This window comes from Ruegeria sp. HKCCD3925, assembly GCF_057221175.1.
In genome coordinates, this window is the sequence record NZ_JBWVBI010000004.1 from 213,976 (window position 1) to 229,017 (window position 15,042).

At 57.2% G+C, this 15,042-nt stretch carries 11 protein-coding genes and 1 tRNA gene; 6 read left to right on the plus strand and 6 right to left on the minus strand.

Annotated elements, in window-relative coordinates:
- Positions 1-6: 6 nt before the first annotated feature.
- Both AC2TEM_RS11200 and putA read right to left on the minus strand, forming a co-directional pair.
- Positions 7-750, minus strand: coding sequence for a rhomboid family intramembrane serine protease (locus AC2TEM_RS11200; protein ID WP_170420670.1), 744 nt, complete (start codon positions 748-750; stop codon positions 7-9).
- Positions 751-792: 42 nt separating this feature from the next.
- Positions 793-4,191 carry a bifunctional proline dehydrogenase/L-glutamate gamma-semialdehyde dehydrogenase PutA gene (gene putA, locus AC2TEM_RS11205; protein ID WP_480856190.1) on the minus strand — a complete coding sequence of 1,133 codons (3,399 nt, stop codon included), beginning with the start codon at positions 4,189-4,191 and terminating at the stop codon, positions 793-795.
- Positions 4,192-4,294: 103 nt separating this feature from the next.
- Between putA and AC2TEM_RS11210 the strand changes: the two genes are divergently transcribed.
- Both AC2TEM_RS11210 and AC2TEM_RS11215 read left to right on the plus strand, forming a co-directional pair.
- The gene (locus AC2TEM_RS11210) at positions 4,295-4,771 is read left to right on the plus strand and encodes a winged helix-turn-helix transcriptional regulator (protein ID WP_170401672.1); all 477 of its coding nucleotides are present in this window, start codon (positions 4,295-4,297) and stop codon (positions 4,769-4,771) included.
- 40 nt (positions 4,772-4,811) lie between these two features.
- Entirely contained in the window at positions 4,812-5,372 is a 561-nt protein-coding gene (locus tag AC2TEM_RS11215; protein WP_170392277.1) for a tetratricopeptide repeat protein, read from the plus strand.
- Positions 5,373-5,433: 61 nt separating this feature from the next.
- Here AC2TEM_RS11215 and AC2TEM_RS11220 read toward each other — a convergent pair whose 3' ends face one another.
- On the minus strand, positions 5,434-7,323 hold the full coding sequence (locus tag AC2TEM_RS11220) for a PhoX family protein (protein ID WP_170420675.1): 1,890 nt from the start codon (positions 7,321-7,323) through the stop codon (positions 5,434-5,436).
- A gap of 142 nt (positions 7,324-7,465) precedes the next feature.
- Positions 7,466-8,815, minus strand: coding sequence for a hypothetical protein (locus AC2TEM_RS11225; protein WP_170420677.1), 1,350 nt, complete (start codon positions 8,813-8,815; stop codon positions 7,466-7,468).
- A gap of 318 nt (positions 8,816-9,133) precedes the next feature.
- Here AC2TEM_RS11225 and AC2TEM_RS11230 point away from each other — a divergent pair.
- Positions 9,134-9,207 (plus strand) — tRNA-Gly (locus AC2TEM_RS11230).
- On the opposite strand, the gene AC2TEM_RS11235 is transcribed toward AC2TEM_RS11230, so the two are convergent.
- The gene (locus AC2TEM_RS11235) at positions 9,176-9,370 is read right to left on the minus strand and encodes a hypothetical protein (protein ID WP_170392271.1); all 195 of its coding nucleotides are present in this window, start codon (positions 9,368-9,370) and stop codon (positions 9,176-9,178) included. The two genes, AC2TEM_RS11230 and AC2TEM_RS11235, sit on opposite strands and share 32 nt — an antisense overlap.
- Between AC2TEM_RS11235 and AC2TEM_RS11240 the strand changes: the two genes are divergently transcribed.
- The 3 genes from AC2TEM_RS11240 (at position 9,364) to AC2TEM_RS11250 (ending at position 14,170) form a co-directional block, all read left to right on the plus strand.
- Positions 9,364-11,184: an ABC transporter transmembrane domain-containing protein gene (locus AC2TEM_RS11240; protein WP_170420679.1), complete on the plus strand. Its 1,821-nt coding sequence runs from the start codon at positions 9,364-9,366 to the stop codon at positions 11,182-11,184. The two genes, AC2TEM_RS11235 and AC2TEM_RS11240, sit on opposite strands and share 7 nt — an antisense overlap.
- Positions 11,185-11,344: 160 nt before the next feature.
- A complete protein-coding gene (locus tag AC2TEM_RS11245) occupies positions 11,345-13,234 on the plus strand; it encodes an acyl-CoA synthetase (protein WP_170420681.1) in 1,890 nt (629 codons plus the stop codon).
- A gap of 12 nt (positions 13,235-13,246) precedes the next feature.
- On the plus strand, positions 13,247-14,170 hold the full coding sequence (locus tag AC2TEM_RS11250; protein ID WP_170420683.1) for an alpha/beta hydrolase: 924 nt from the start codon (positions 13,247-13,249) through the stop codon (positions 14,168-14,170).
- A 6-nt stretch (positions 14,171-14,176) separates the two neighbouring features.
- Here the strand turns inward: AC2TEM_RS11250 and AC2TEM_RS11255 are convergent, their stop codons facing one another.
- Positions 14,177-15,013 (minus strand): alkaline phosphatase family protein, encoded by an 837-nt coding sequence (locus AC2TEM_RS11255; RefSeq protein ID WP_170401655.1) that lies wholly within the window; start codon positions 15,011-15,013, stop codon positions 14,177-14,179.
- Positions 15,014-15,042: the final 29 nt, after the last annotated feature.

Here is a 15,042-nt window from a genome sequence, read left to right on the forward strand (position 1 = left end):
GCTTGATTATTTGCGCGGCACTCTGGGGATGCGTGATTGCGAGAGTTTGTACTTGTGTTCCGGATGCGGTGGATGGCCGTGGGTGCGGTTCCAGAACCCAGTCCCTCCGCGCCTGAGCCATAGGGGGATGCACAGGATCAAACCAACAAAGAACCCTCCGGTATGCGCCCAATAGGCAACGCCACCTTCATCGGGATTGCTGGAGAGGCTGCCAAGGAATTGCAGGCCCAGCCAGACACCCAGCATGATAAAGGCCGGGATGGTAAAGATCCGGATATAGACGATCAGAATCAACAGGATATCTACGCGCGCTTTTGGGAAAAGCAGAAGATAGCCGCCCATGACACCGGCTATCGCTCCGGACGCGCCAATTGTTGGCACCACCGAATCCGGTGCCGAAAAGACGTGAATCAACCCTGCTCCGATTCCTGCCAGCAGATAGAACACGAGAAACAGCACATGCCCCATTTCGTCTTCGAGGTTGTCGCCGAATATCCACAGGAACAGCATGTTTCCCGCCAGATGCATCCAGCCCCCATGCAGGAACATTGACGTCACGAGTGTCTCGAATCCATAGCCGTCAGTTATCCGGGCAGGAATGACTGCGTAGTCAACATAAAGCTGATTGATCAGCCGCGCATCCTCCATGACACCCACATAGCTGAGGAAGATCAGGATGTTCGCAGCCATAAGGGCATAAACAACAAACGGAGTACGCCCCGAAGGGTTATGGTCTCGGATCGGAAACATGGCGCGACGCTGGGCTTTTCGCCGCCCAGCGTCAAGGTCCGGTTATGCCGCACCTCCCAGAAGGGCGGCGTTGCCTCCGGCGGCGGTGGTGTCGACACAGACATGGCGTTCCCCCAGTACCCGCGCACGGTCGGGCTGCCCGGGGATCAGCGGGATGATCGGGCCATCGCGCCGGGCCAAATGCTGCTCGATCTGGCGGGCAGTGTCGTCGTCGCCCCACCACAGAACACCCGAGAAACCGGTCAGGTTTTCAAGCCGGTGCAGATCCAGCATGCCCGTCATACGGATCGCTGTACCACCCAACGATTTGACCGCATCCGCCTGAGCTTTGGCGGCCTCGGCCCCCGGACCCATGCACAAAAGCGGGGCACGGGCATATTCGGTCAGGCGGTTAGATTCGCCGGTGGGACCGGGCAGCGATTGGGTGCTGGGCGTTGCAGGTTGCCCTTCAGGCGCACCTGGTTCGGCCGAACTGTCCCAGCGTCCCGACGCATTCTGCCTATCCGGGGCGCAGAACCGTGCCATATAGTTCGGGCCGCCCGCCTTGGGGCCGGTGCCGGACAGACCTTCGCCGCCGAAGGGTTGCGAGCCGACGATCGCGCCGATCTGGTTGCGGTTGACGTAGATATTACCGGCATGGATCGCCTCGGTCACATGCTGCACCCGGTCGTCGATACGCGTGTGCAGGCCGAAGGTCAGGCCGTAGCCCGTGGCATTGATATCCGCGATGACCTTGTCGATCTCTTGTGCCTTGAACCGGGCGACGTGCAGCACCGGGCCGAACACCTCGCGCTCTAGCGCCGAGATGCCGGGTATTTCGATCAGTGCCGGTGCGATGAATGTACCCTCGGGAGGCGTTGTCATCTCTTTCAGCACCCGTCCTTCGGCACGAGCGCGAGCCACGTGGTCCGCGATGGTTTGCCGGGCTTGCGCGTCAATGACCGGACCACAATCGGTCGAGATCAGCCAGGGATCATCCACCTGCAAAGCGTCCATCGCCCCTTGCAGCATGGTCAGAACGTCATCGGCAATATCCTCTTGCAGATAGAGGCAGCGCAGGGCCGAGCATCGCTGGCCTGCCGATTGGAACGCGCTTTCGATGATCGATTGCACAGCTTGTTCCGGCAACGCGGTGCTATCTACGATCATCGCATTCAGGCCGCCGGTCTCGGCGATCAATGGCGTGCCCGGACGCATATGCTGTGCCATGGCAGATCGGATTTTATGCGCGGTAGCGGTCGACCCGGTAAAGGCCACGCCCGAGACGCGTTCATCCGACGTCAACGCCGCGCCCACTTTCGGCCCACCCGGAAGCAGTTGCAGCGTATCGCGTGGAACACCTGCTTCGTGCATCAGCTGAACTGCGCGATGGGCGATCAGTGGCGTTTGCGGGGCAGGGGCTGCCAGCACAGCGTCGCCGGTGGCCAACGCAGCCGATATCTGCCCGGTGAAGATCGCCAGAGGGAAGTTCCACGGGCTGATGCAGGTGAATATTCCGGCGGGTTTGGCGGCAGGAATATTGGCGGCGTAGTAGCGCAGGAAATCAACCGCTTCGCGCAGCTCGGCTACCGCATCGGGCACGGATTTTCCGGCTTCGCGGGCGAGCAGGGCAAACAGCTCTCCAAAATGCGCTTCGTAGAGATCGGCTGCTTTATTTAGAATGTCAGCGCGCTTCTCGGCTGAGGCCTGCCATGGGCAAGCGCTGGCCAACGCCAGTTCCACGTCTTCGGGGCTGGCCGCAGCAACCGAACCGGGGCGATCCTGCGGTTGCGCAGGATTGATCACGGGAGTGTCTGCCAAAGGCTGTGCATCATCCGACAATAAGGGGCGGGCGTACCAATGATGGGCGCGGAAGGCGTCGCGTGCGATGTCAATCTGGTCCAGCGTCGGCGTATGGTGCAGATCAAAGCCTTTCGAGTTTGGGCGTTCCGGTGCGAACAACTCAGGCCCGGTTGGCAGCGGTTTGCCAGGTGTTTGAACGGCCACGAACGGATCTGCGGCAACGGTTTCTGGGGCGACTTCCTCATCAACGATCTGATTGACGAACGAGGAATTTGCCCCGTTTTCCAGAAGGCGACGCACCAGATAGGCCAACAGATCCCGATGCGCACCGACCGGAGCATAGATACGGCAGCGCGAGGTCCGCTTGTCGCGCACGATCTGATGCAGGGTCTCACCCATCCCGTGCAGGCGCTGGAATTCGAATGGCTGGCCGTCCGACATATGTAGGATGGCGCTGACCGTATGGGCGTTATGCGTGGCAAATTGCGGATAGATACGGTCGGTCATTCCCAGCAGCTTGCGGGCGTTGGCGATATAGGACACATCCGTCGCCGCCTTATCGGTGAAGACCGGAAAACCATCGACGCCCTCGACTTGCGCGCGCTTGATCTCGGTATCCCAATAAGCTCCCTTTACCAGCCGCACCATCAGCTTGCGGTCGTGTTGCTGGGCCATGTCATAGAGCGTATCCAGCACCAACCCGGCGCGTGGGCCGTAGGCTTGCACGACGATGCCAAACCCGTCCCAACCGGCCAGTGCAGGCTCTGCCATAACTTCTTCGATCACCTGCAGCGAGAGCGACAGGCGATCGGCCTCTTCCGCGTCAACGTTCAGCCCCATGCCCGCTGCCTTGGCCAGCAAAGCCAGCGCGCGCAGCCGGGGCACCAGTTCGTCCATCACCCGTTGTTCCTGTGCCAGCTCATAACGGGGGTGCAGGGCCGACAGCTTGACCGAGATGCCCGGATTCTCGCGAATGTCTTTATGGGTGCAAGCCTCGGCAATAGCGGCGATCGCGCGCGAGTAAGACAGGTGATAGCGGGCAGCATCGGCCTCGGTCCGTGCCGCCTCGCCCAGCATGTCGTACGAGTAGGTATAGCCCTTATCTTCCATGCCTTTGGCGCGCTTCATGGCGGATTGAATGGTTTCGCCCAAAACGAACTGACGCCCCATTTCTTTCATCGCACGACCAACGGCGGTGCGGATCACTGGTTCACCCAGCCGCTTGATGGCCCCGCGCAGCGCACCGACGGGCGAGGATTTGTCTTCGTCCAGGACCCGGCCTGTTAGCATCAACGCCCATGTCGACGCGTTCACCAGTGACGAGGATGATTGTCCCAGGTGTTTTCCCCAGTCTGACGGGGCGATCTTGTCTTCGATCAGTGCGTCAATGGTATCCGCATCTGGTACACGCAACAGCGCCTCGGCCAAACACATAAGCGCAACGCCTTCATCTGTGGACAGGCCGTATTCAGCCAGAAACACTTCCATCATGCCAGGCGACGTGCTTGAGCGGATGTCGCGCACCAGCTGTGCTGCAGCCTCACAAATGGCCGTTCGGTCGGCCTCTGACAGCTTGGCCTGAGAGATCAGCGCGTCCAGTACAGTGGACTGGTCGGCATAAGTCTGAGTGTCGATTTTGGTGCGTAGGCTGTGTGACATGTGTACTCCGGGGCTTTTGCCTAATATAACCGCCTATAGTCAGGAGAATGGACCGAATTTCCTCGAATTCTGGTCGAATTGACTGAAATATAGGAGCCTGATTATGCAAAACGACTTGTCCAGCCTTGATCGCTTTGACCGTGCGATCCTTACGGCATTAGCTGAAGATGGCCGCATCTCAGTGACGGACCTTGCGCGCAGGATCGGCTTGTCAAAATCGCCGACACAGGCGCGGCTCAAGCGGCTTGAGGCTGACGGGATCATCACAGGCTATCGCGCCATGTTGGACCCGATCCGTCTGGGCCTTGACCATGTGGCCTTTGTCGAGGTGCGTCTCACAGATACTCGTGAAAAGGCACTGGCCGAGTTCAATGCAGCGGTGCGCAGAGTTGCTGAGATTGAACAGGCTCATATGATCGCGTCCAACTTTGATTATCTGCTTAAAATCCGCACCCGATCGATGACGGAATACCGCACGGTGCTAGCCGAGAAAATCTCATCCCTGCCGCATGTTGCCAACACCTCCACCTTCGTTGCGATGGAGGCGGTGAAAGAAACCGGGTTGCTGGCTCCGCTATAAAGCAGTTGACCTAAACGACTGATGGATCAGGTTAGAGAGGATGAAAAACGTACTTATCGTTGCCATACTCGCTGGTTCTGCCGCTCAGGCTTCTGCAGATTGCCCGGTTGCGCCGGATCATATCTCTGGCGTCGACGCCCTGATTACGCAAGCCCAAACCGCGTCGTCTGAGCGCGAGGCGCGGGGCATTTCGGGACGGATGTGGCAACTCTGGACCGATGCGCCGGACGCCCGATCTCAAACCCTGTTGGATCGCGGGATGTCTCTGCGCGAGTCTTGGGATTTGACCGGTGCGCTGGCCGAGTTTGACGCTCTGGTCGCTTATTGCCCGGATTATGCCGAGGGGTACAATCAACGGGCATTCGTCAACTATTTGCAGCAGGATTACGGTGCGGCCCTGATCGATCTGGATCGGGCCATTGAGCTGTCCCCGAACCATGTAGCGGCGCTTAGCGGGCGGGCATTATCGCTGTTGGGTCTCAAGCGGCTGGACGAAGCGCGAACGGCGCTGAACCATGCACTCGAACTGAACCCGTGGCTTTCAGAGCGTGCCTTGCTTGCGCCGGGCGGGCTGCTTGATCCACCGGGTGAGGATATTTGAATTGAGACGAAAAAGCGCCCCGGAACCGAAGTTCAGGAGCGCTTTTGATGCAAGGGCTTGATTAGCCGACCAGCCCGTTGTCGGTGCGTTTGATCGCAATCACCGACGAACGCGGCGTACCGCCATCGGGCCAATTGCTGCCCGGATGCTGGATGCCAACAAACATGGTGCGCAGGTCGGTCGACCAGGCCAGACCGGTGACTTCACAGCCATTCGGGCCGGTCATGAAGCGCACAATCTCCCCGGTCACGGGATCGCCAACTAGCATCTGGTTATTGCCGTTTCCTGCGAATTCTTCCTCGTTGTCATCATTCCCGTCTGTCTGAATCCAGACCAGACCAGTCGAATCGATGGCCATGCCGTCGGGTGAGTTGAACAGGTTGCCTTCGTTCACATTTGCCGATCCGCCACGGTTATCCGAATGAACAGTTGGGTTTCCGGCCATGACATAGAGATCCCAATCAAAGCCAGTGGCCGCGTGATCTTCATCCGCTGGACGCCAGCGCACGATCTGGCCGTATTTGTTGGCCTCGCGCGGGTTAGGGCCGTTGACTGCAGTGTCATCACCCCCAGCATTTGGCTTAACACCCCGGTTCTTGTTGTTGGTCAGGCAGCAATAGGCCTCAATCGCGACAGGGCTTGAGGCCACCCATTCCGGACGGTCCATGGTGGTGCCACCCGCAGCCGATGCCGCCATACGGGTGAAGATCAGAATTTCGGCCGCGTCCATACCGGTCGTTTCTGGCGTCAGCGGCAACCATTCACCGCTCATGTCGTCATTGAACTTGGCGACATATAACGTGCCATCATTCAGCAGGCTCTGAGTATCGACACCGGGCGCATAGGCCGCGTTCGAGACAAACCTGTACAGATACTCGCCACGTTCATCGTCGCCCATATAGACCACCACGCGACCGTCTGCAGCCAGCGTGACCTCGGCATTTTCATGCTTGAAACGGCCCAGGCCTGTGTGTTTGACCGGAGTGCTGTCGGGATTCGTCGGGTCGATTTCCACGATCCAGCCTGCGCGGTGCGGCTCGTTGGGGTTTTTCGAGGTGTCAAAACGCGGATCGAACAGCTCGTAACCGTTCCAGCTTTCGGCCTTGATGCCATAGCGTTTCATGCCGTCCGCGACCTTCTGATCGTAGCTGGCATTCTCGTCAGAGGAACCAAAGTAGCCGTTGAAATTTTCTTCGCAGGTCAGGTAGGTGCCCCACGGTGTCTTGCCGGAACCACAGTTGTTCATGGTGCCCAGCGACGCGGTTCCTGTCGGATCGGCCTCGGTCTTCAGTAGGTCATGACCAGCGGCGGGGCCGACGATCTTCATTGGAGTGTTGTGGTGGATCCGGCGGTTGAAGGGGCTGTCCTTAACGACCGCCCAGCCCGCAGGGCCTTCCTTGATCTCCATTACGGTCACGCCCTGGATGTTTTGCAACTTTAGAACGTCATCGGCACTGGTTGGAACACCTTCCTGCGCGGCAGGCAGGTTGATCTTGCGGTTCGGGTACTCGTGGTTGATCGCAATCAGCTCGTGACCCCGGAACGAGAATGTCTCCATCCCATCCGTATTCTCGCCAAAAACCTTGTCGGAGTTTTCAACCTTACCGCCATCGGTCAAATCGTATCCATCGGCCTCGGAAAACAGCGGATCGCCCCAGCGCATTAGCATCTTCCACTCATAACCTTCCGGCACGTGGACTGTCCCATCGGTCTGGGCGGGAATCGGCGTGAAGGCAAAGCGTTGCGCATCGACCGCCTGTGCTGAAGTTGAGCCCAACAAACCAGCGCCCATCGCCGCAGCGCCCGACCCAAGAGCTACAACTCCTGACAGGAAACCCCGTCGCGAGATAGCGCTTTCAACCACGCGGTCGAAGTCGTGTTCATCCGGGCGGGGGAAGTGCAACTCATCCCAATCGTCGGCGGAAAGGGTGGTAAGATCGACGTCTGTCATGGATAGCTCCTGGCTGTCTGAATAGGGTTTTGGTGAACAGCGTATATTCACGTAACATGACAGTTTGTTTTCAAACCACAGGTTGAGTTATTCTCCATTTCGAAAACATCAGTTCAAAACAGGCAGTTTTCAATTGCTCCGCTCAATTTGGGTTGGCTGAGAACACTTGATATCCGCCCTCGTTGGCGAAAATAAGGTTGATATCCCAGCCCGCAGTCTTGAAACTGTCTTCGATACGACGCCAAAACGGTCGATCCAGAACAATGATGTAATCAATCTTACGTTCCCGCCCCAACACATCAAATGCTCGCCATCGTTCTTTACCATTCGAGGGGGCAGTGAATTCCTCGTGAAATTTGATCGCGGAAGGCGACTTCAAGCCGACAAGATCAACGAACCGAATGTTTTGATTCGAGACTGTTGAGGCGATCTTCCAGGGTATAAAGCCTGCGTCGTGAACACCTACTACAGAATTCGACGGTAAATTCTCAGTCATCCATTCCGCTGTAATAAGACGCTCTTCGCTACCCGATTTCCATTGTATGGTGTAGACTGGCCAACTGCTTGTCGCAAAAGCGTATACCGACAGGAGGGCACCGATCACAAAGACCGGGGCCGAAGAAACTTGACGCGCCGTCAGGACCGCTGTCCAAGATGCAATTGCAATTGGTAGCAACGGATACAGGTAGCGGAAATCGTTGTGATACAGAGCACCCGGTAGTTTCAGAGCTGATGAGAGCACAAAAATTCCGAAAAAAGCTAAGGCAACCCAGCCTCCCCTAAGGAATGGTGCGAAGACCAAGCCCGAGAAAACCACAAGCAGATTGGTCTCGACCACGGCGCGCAGAGCGACCATCAGTCGACTAGAGAAAACTTCACCTTTCTCTGCAAAAAAAGCCTCTTTCGCGCCGGCGGTATCAGGCCAAACACTGCCTAGAATCAGAACGCTCACAAGTGCCAAGATTATGTAGGCGGATGCGGAAATGAAAAAAATCTTGACGCAGTACGCGTAGTTGATCGGCTTCACGACGATGATAGAAATGAACAAGAGAGCAGAAAGAACGTAAAACTCCGGTCTGATAAAAGGCATTATGCCAATCAATATCGATAGCGCGACGTGGCGATTGGTTTGGCGTAGAAAAAAGGCCCAAGTGATGGCTGCCATTGCCATACCAGTCTCTAGGCCATTCATAAGGTGGAGCCACGCGAATCCTAATAAGAGACCCGCAATCGACCCAGATGCTGCAACGATCCGAGAGCCTGACACGGAACACAGTAACAACCATAACCCAATCATATATGCGCCGGCGCTTAGAACGCTCAAGGCCAAGCTGGCCTCTGGTGTAGTGGTGAATTGCGATAAAAAGGCCAGCACGAGAAAATGAACCAAGCTACTTGCGCCGGTCGGACCATCATTGCCGTAAAGATCTGAGCGCCCCGAAAGAAACAGATCCACGTTTCCGATTGTTATATAGGCATCATCCAAAGGCATCCATACGGGCGACTGCTGCGAGAGTGTCAACACGATCAGGCAAGTGAACACTAAGGCTGGGATAAGCATACATAGTGTTTTTCTCCAGTGTGAGTTAGATGCCGGAATCAAGTTACTTCCCTTGCGTTTGGTGGTGACCCAGATCTGTTTTCCATCGCTAATTAACGACCATTGAATTGCTACGACTTCCCTTTTTGCCGCCCATCTGAAAATTTCTTGAAGATCGTGTCATTGATGTCGTGCGCCGTATCTGAGGCTGAAAACACAACTTCGCGCTTGACGATGGTTGGTACATAAAATAATCAGCGCAAGCACTGAGCGGGTATAGCTTAATGGTAAAGCCCCTGCCTTCCAAGCAGGCTATGTCGGTTCGATTCCGTCTACCCGCTCCAACTCAGCCCCTCCATCTCTAACATTCCGGTCGAATGCGTCAAAAGGCCCGGATCGTGCCCCGAATTGCGCCCAAAGCTTGACCCCATTGTCCCACGCCGCCATGAAACGTTGATTGACGCCTGATAAGGGCTGCGACCAGAATACAAGGGCCAGATATGGCAAGAACACGCTCCGCCAATCCAGCAAATGCACAAGCGCCCGGCGCCTACGATGAACGGGCTAGGTCTAAAAAAATTGGCGTGCTGCGGTCATTGTGGCCGTTTATGAAGCCCTATCGACTGCTGATGATCGGTGCGACACTGGCGTTGATCCTGACGGCCAGCATGACGCTGACATTGCCCTTGGCTGTGCGGCGTGTGGTCGACAATTTCCGCATCGAAGATGGTGATTTGCTTGAATGGTACTTTCTGGCCGCCCTCGGTATCGCCGGGATTCTCGCCGTGGGTACGGGTATTCGCTATGCTTTGGTGACCCGGTTGGGTGAACGTGTGGTGGCCGATATCCGAAAGGCGGTTTTTGACCGCGTGATCGGGATGAGCCCCGAGTTTTACGAGCGCATCATGACCGGCGAAGTTCTGAGCCGGATCACCACCGACACAACGCTGATCCAATCGGTGCTGGGGTCGTCTGTGTCCATCGCGCTCCGCAACCTTCTGATGTTCGTCGGTGGACTGGTGCTGATGCTGCTGACATCGGCTAAGCTGACTGGGATGGTGTTGCTGCTGATTCCGCTGGTGGTTGTGCCAATATTGGTACTGGGCCGCAGGTTACGGGTGATCAGCCGGGAAAATCAGGACTGGATTGCGGCGTCCTCTGGAAATGCCGGCGAGGCGTTGGGTGCGGTGCAAACCGTGCAGGCTTTTACTCATGAGGACGCCAGCAGGACGCAGTTCGGAGAGATGACAGAAACTTCGTACGAAGTTTCTCTGCGTCGGATCCAGACCCGTGCGATTCTGACCGTCATTGTGATCTTTCTCGTCTTCTCGGGCATCGTTGGCGTGCTGTGGATGGGTGCGAATGATGTGCGTAACGGGGTTATGACCGAGGGCGTGCTGATCCAGTTTGTGATCTATTCGATCATCATGGCGGGTTCAGTCGCCGCGTTGTCCGAAATCTGGAGCGAGTTGCAGCGCGCTGCAGGTGCGACCGAGCGTTTGGTCGAGCTTCTGAACGCTGAAGATACAGTCAACGATCCGTCGCAGGCCAAGGCATTGCCTGTGCCCGTACGCGGAGAGATACGTTTCGACGATGTGACATTCCACTATCCCGCGCGCCCGGACGTTGTCGCGCTGGATCATTTGTCACTGCAGATTAAACCTGGGGAGACAGTGGCCTTTGTTGGCCCGTCTGGTGCGGGCAAGACAACAGTCATCCAGATGATTCAGCGATTCTATGATCCCGATGCGGGACAGGTCAGTCTTGATGGGCTCGACCTGCGCGAGTTGAACCGTGACGACTTCCGTCAGCACATCGCGCTGGTCCCGCAAGACCCCGTGATCTTTGCCGCTTCGGCGCGCGAGAATATCCGCTTTGGCCGTCTGGACGCCTCAGATGCCGAAGTCGAGTCCGCCGCCCGAGCCGCCGCCGCGCATGAGTTCATCTCGGCTTTGCCCGAAGGGTATGACAGCTTTGTGGGCGAACGGGGCGTAATGCTGTCGGGTGGTCAGAAGCAACGTATCGCCATCGCACGTGCCATCCTGCGCGACGCACCGGTGCTGCTGCTGGACGAGGCGACCTCGGCTTTGGACGCAGAAAGCGAACGTGCAGTGCAGGGTGCGGTTGATAACATGAGGGCAGGGCGCACCACTCTGATCGTGGCGCACCGTCTGGCGACCGTTAAGAAGGCAGACCGGATTGTCGTGCTGGAAGCCGGGCGCATTGTGGCGCAGGGTACCCATAACGATCTGGTGGCGCAGGACGGTTTGTATGCCCGCCTCGCACGCTTGCAGTTCACCGACGGGGTGGCTGCAGAATAAAGTGACGCTCCGGCACATCTCGTTTCGCCGTAGCGTCATTCTACATATTCCCGGACCTGATCGCTAAGCCCTTGCTTGCGCATGGTGTGTTTTGCTTCCATCTTGGAGGTGACAAACAAGCCTGTGCGCGACACGGGAGACAGATCAGGGGAGGAGCCACATGGCCTTTGTGGGATTGGAAGACAAGGCACGCATCGAGCAGGAGATGACGTGGGAGGACCGGGACGTACCCGTCACTTTCCACCAGCTGTTGTCGCGGACGGCGGGCAAGTTCCCGAACCACAAAGCGATCAGCTTTCAGTTGTTGTCTGGACCGAGTGACAAGGCTGAGACGCTGACATGGTCCGAACTGCTGGGCAAGGTCAACCAAGCGGCCAATCTGTTCCGTTCCCTTGGCATCGGAGAAAACGACGTGGTGGCTTATGTGCTGCCCAATTGCAACGAGACGCTGGTCACCATGATGGGCGGTGCGGTAGCTGGGATCGTTAACCCGATCAACCCATTGCTGGAGCCGGAGCAGATCGCGGCGATCCTGCGTGAGACCAAGGCCAAGGTCGTGGTCACGCTGAAGTCCTTCCCCAAAACCGATGTAGCCCAAAAGGTTGAAGAGGCAGTACGCCACGCTCCAGGCGTCAACACGATCCTTGAGATCGACCTGAATCGCTATCTGACGCCGCCCAAATCCTGGCTTGTACCGTTCTTGCGCCCAAAGATGGGTGATAAAGAAAAGCTGGCCCATGCGGACTACAAGAACTTCCTTGATGAGCTGAACAAGCAGCCTAAAACGCTGAACTTTGAGGATAGCCAGGAAGATCGGGTGGCGTGCTACTTCCACACGGGCGGCACCACGGGCATGCCGAAAGTGGCGCAGCACAAATACTCGGGCCTTATCTACAATGGCTGGTTGGGCAACACGCTGCTCTTTGACGAGAACGACGTCATCATGTGCCCACTGCCGATGTTCCATGTCTTTGCGGTGCATGTCATCGTGATGGCGGCGGTGTCGTCTGGTGCACATGTGGTATTCCCGACGCCTGCCGGGTATCGCGGCGATGGCGTATTCGACAATTTCTGGAAACTGATCGAACGCTGGAAGGTTTCGTTCATCATTACAGTGCCAACAGCGATTTCAGCCAAAATGCAGCGACCTGTGGATGCGGATATATCCAGCGTGAAAACGGCGTTTTCGGGATCAGCTCCGCTGCCGGTCGAACTGTTCCGTCGGTTTGAAGAAGCGACTGGCGTTACTATCGTCGAGGGCTACGGCCTGACCGAGGCCACTTGTCTGGTGTCATGCAACCCCGTGGATGGGGAAAAGAAGATCGGCTCGATCGGCATCCCGTTCCCCTATACGGACGTCAAAATCCTGCAGGACGGGCCGGATGGACCAACCGAGTGCGGCGTAGATCAGATCGGTGAAATTTGCATCTCGAACCCCGGCGTATACGCGGGCAATACTTATACCGAGACCGACAAGAATACGAACCTCTATCATTTTGATAAATACCTGCGCACAGGCGATCTGGGACGGTTTGATGAAGACGGTTATCTGTGGATCACCGGTCGCGCGAAGGATCTGATCATTCGGGGCGGACACAATATCGACCCTGCTGAAATCGAAGAGGCTTTGCTGGGCCATGACGCGGTCGCCTTTGCAGGGGCTATCGGTCAGCCTGATGCGCATTCGGGTGAGGTGCCTTGCGCCTTTGTTGAACTGGTCGAGGGGGCCTCGGTCACTGAACAGGAGCTGATGGACTATTGCAAGGTTCACGTCCATGAACGTGCGGCACAGCCCAAGCATATGACCATTCTGGATGAATTGCCGAAAACCGCCGTTGGCAAGGTTTTCAAACCCGAACTGCGCAAGCAGGCCATCACTCGCATCTACAACGGTGCTTTGGACGCCGCAGGCATTGAAGCGCGTGTCGTTTCGGTAATCGACGACAAGAAGAGGGGTCTTGTCGCGCAGCTTGACGCGAATGGGTCTTCCGAAGACGATGTCTCAAAAGTGTTGGGTTCGTTTACCCGGCCATGGGAGTGGTCTGAATAATTCGGAGGAACAATGGACTATGAACGTCTGATCGACGAGGAGACCTGGGGTTTCATCCGGCGCACAGCCGAGAGCTATCCGGATGATACAGTAGAGATGTCCATTGCTGACCAACGCCGGGTCTATGACGCGATGTGTCAGGACTTCCGCCAGCCGCGCCCACCTGGCATCGAGGTGCGCGACAGGTCCGCCGATGGCGTACCTGTTCGCATCTATAGTGCCGGTGACCCCACCCGGACTGTCGTCTACATACATGGTGGTGGGTTCGTCGTCGGGGGCTTGGATAGCCACGATGATGTTTGTGCTGAACTCTGCGCCCAGACGGGCTATCGGATCGTTTCGGTCGACTATCGGTTGTGCCCTGAGCATGTGCACCCGGCGCAGTTTCAGGATAGCTGGACCGCCACGAACTGGGTGGTTCAGGAATACGGCGAACCGATCGTGCTGGCCGGTGACAGCGCGGGTGGCAATCTGGCAGCAGCCGTTTCGCACCATGGTCGGGGGCGGTTGGAAAATGTGCTGGGGCAGGTCCTCATATATCCCGGCTTAGGCGGAGATATGTCGCAGGGGTCGTATATCGAACATGCCAATGCCCCGCTGCTGACATTGGACGATATCCGGTTTTATGAGACTGTTCGGTATCAAGGGACCACGCCCCAGAACGATCCTACCTTTGCACCGTTGCATGACGTCGATTTCTCGGGGCTACCGCCGACGGTGGTGGTGACCGCCGATTGCGATCCGCTGCGCGATGACGGGAAAGCTTATTGCGACCGGATCACAGCCGCAGGTGGGCAAGCCCAATGCATCAACGAGGCAGGTTTGGTCCATGGGTACCTACGCGCCAGAACATCTGTCGGGCGCGCAGCGGACAGCTTTGAACGCATTTCCGTGGCCATTGAGGCATTGGGGCAGGGGATTTGGTCCTACGACTGAACCGCGTCAGGTCAGGAACGGCTTGGCTTTCATCGTGTCCGCCACCGGCGCACCCATACGCTTAAGTATGGTTGGGGCTAGCTGAAGCTGGTCGATCACGGTATCCGGTTCAGGGCCTTTGGCCTCACCAAAATAGTAAAGCGCCGTTTCCTGCTGCAACGGGCTGCGACCACCGTGATGGCCGCGTTCGTCCTGACCATGATCAGCCGTCACGATGACGTCATAACCCAACTGCTGCCAACGCGGAATGAATGGGGCCAGCATTTCGTCCATGACGAAACAGGCATGGTCCATCTCGGCGCAATCGTGGAAGAAACGATGCCCCATGCTGTCCAGTGTGCAAGTGTGCAGGATGCCATAATCCAGTCCGAAGCGCAGACACAGGTTGGTGAGCGAGGCAAACAGATCGACATCGCTTGGCGTCATCTGGTTGGCGTTGCCATATCCCGTCATTGAATGAAAGCGACCATGGTTGATTGTCAGGTTGTCGGGCTCGTCATATTCAACATCGCGGACGTAGTCGAACGGGTGGCGATTGAAGAATTGAGACCAATAGCTGTGGGTGACCGCGCCGGTTACACCGCCTGCCTCACGCACCTGACTGAACACGTCCTTGTGGCTTAGTCGGAAGACGTTGCCGTTGCCTGTACAGCCATGCTCTTGCGGTGTGACCCCGGTGTGGATGGAGGCGTAGCAGCTGGCAGAGGTCGAGGGCAGCACAGAGCGGAGTTTCCAAACCCGGGCAGCACCGCTGTCGACCCACCCTTCAAGATTGCCAAACAGTCGACGAAAGTTGCGCCAGGGGACGCCGTCGAGGATGATCAAAAGCAGTTTGCGGTCCATGTTCCGGCCCTTGTTTCTGAGTATTCGTT

What these genes read in the sequence shown, in the direction of transcription:
- AC2TEM_RS11225 (WP_170420677.1), bottom strand. Translation starts at nt 8,815, where the DNA reads ATGCCTTTGGATGATGCCTATATAACAATCGGAAACGTGGATCTGTTT.
- AC2TEM_RS11255 (WP_170401655.1), bottom strand. Translation starts at nt 15,013, where the DNA reads ATGGACCGCAAACTGCTTTTGATCATCCTCGACGGCGTCCCCTGGCGC.
- AC2TEM_RS11200 (WP_170420670.1), bottom strand. Translation starts at nt 750, where the DNA reads ATGTTTCCGATCCGAGACCATAACCCTTCGGGGCGTACTCCGTTTGTT.
- AC2TEM_RS11215 (WP_170392277.1), top strand. Translation starts at nt 4,812, where the DNA reads ATGAAAAACGTACTTATCGTTGCCATACTCGCTGGTTCTGCCGCTCAG.
- AC2TEM_RS11250 (WP_170420683.1), top strand. Translation starts at nt 13,247, where the DNA reads ATGGACTATGAACGTCTGATCGACGAGGAGACCTGGGGTTTCATCCGG.
- AC2TEM_RS11240 (WP_170420679.1), top strand. Translation starts at nt 9,364, where the DNA reads ATGGCAAGAACACGCTCCGCCAATCCAGCAAATGCACAAGCGCCCGGC.
- AC2TEM_RS11210 (WP_170401672.1), top strand. Translation starts at nt 4,295, where the DNA reads ATGCAAAACGACTTGTCCAGCCTTGATCGCTTTGACCGTGCGATCCTT.
- AC2TEM_RS11220 (WP_170420675.1), bottom strand. Translation starts at nt 7,323, where the DNA reads ATGACAGACGTCGATCTTACCACCCTTTCCGCCGACGATTGGGATGAG.
- AC2TEM_RS11245 (WP_170420681.1), top strand. Translation starts at nt 11,345, where the DNA reads ATGGCCTTTGTGGGATTGGAAGACAAGGCACGCATCGAGCAGGAGATG.
- putA (WP_480856190.1), bottom strand. Translation starts at nt 4,191, where the DNA reads ATGTCACACAGCCTACGCACCAAAATCGACACTCAGACTTATGCCGAC.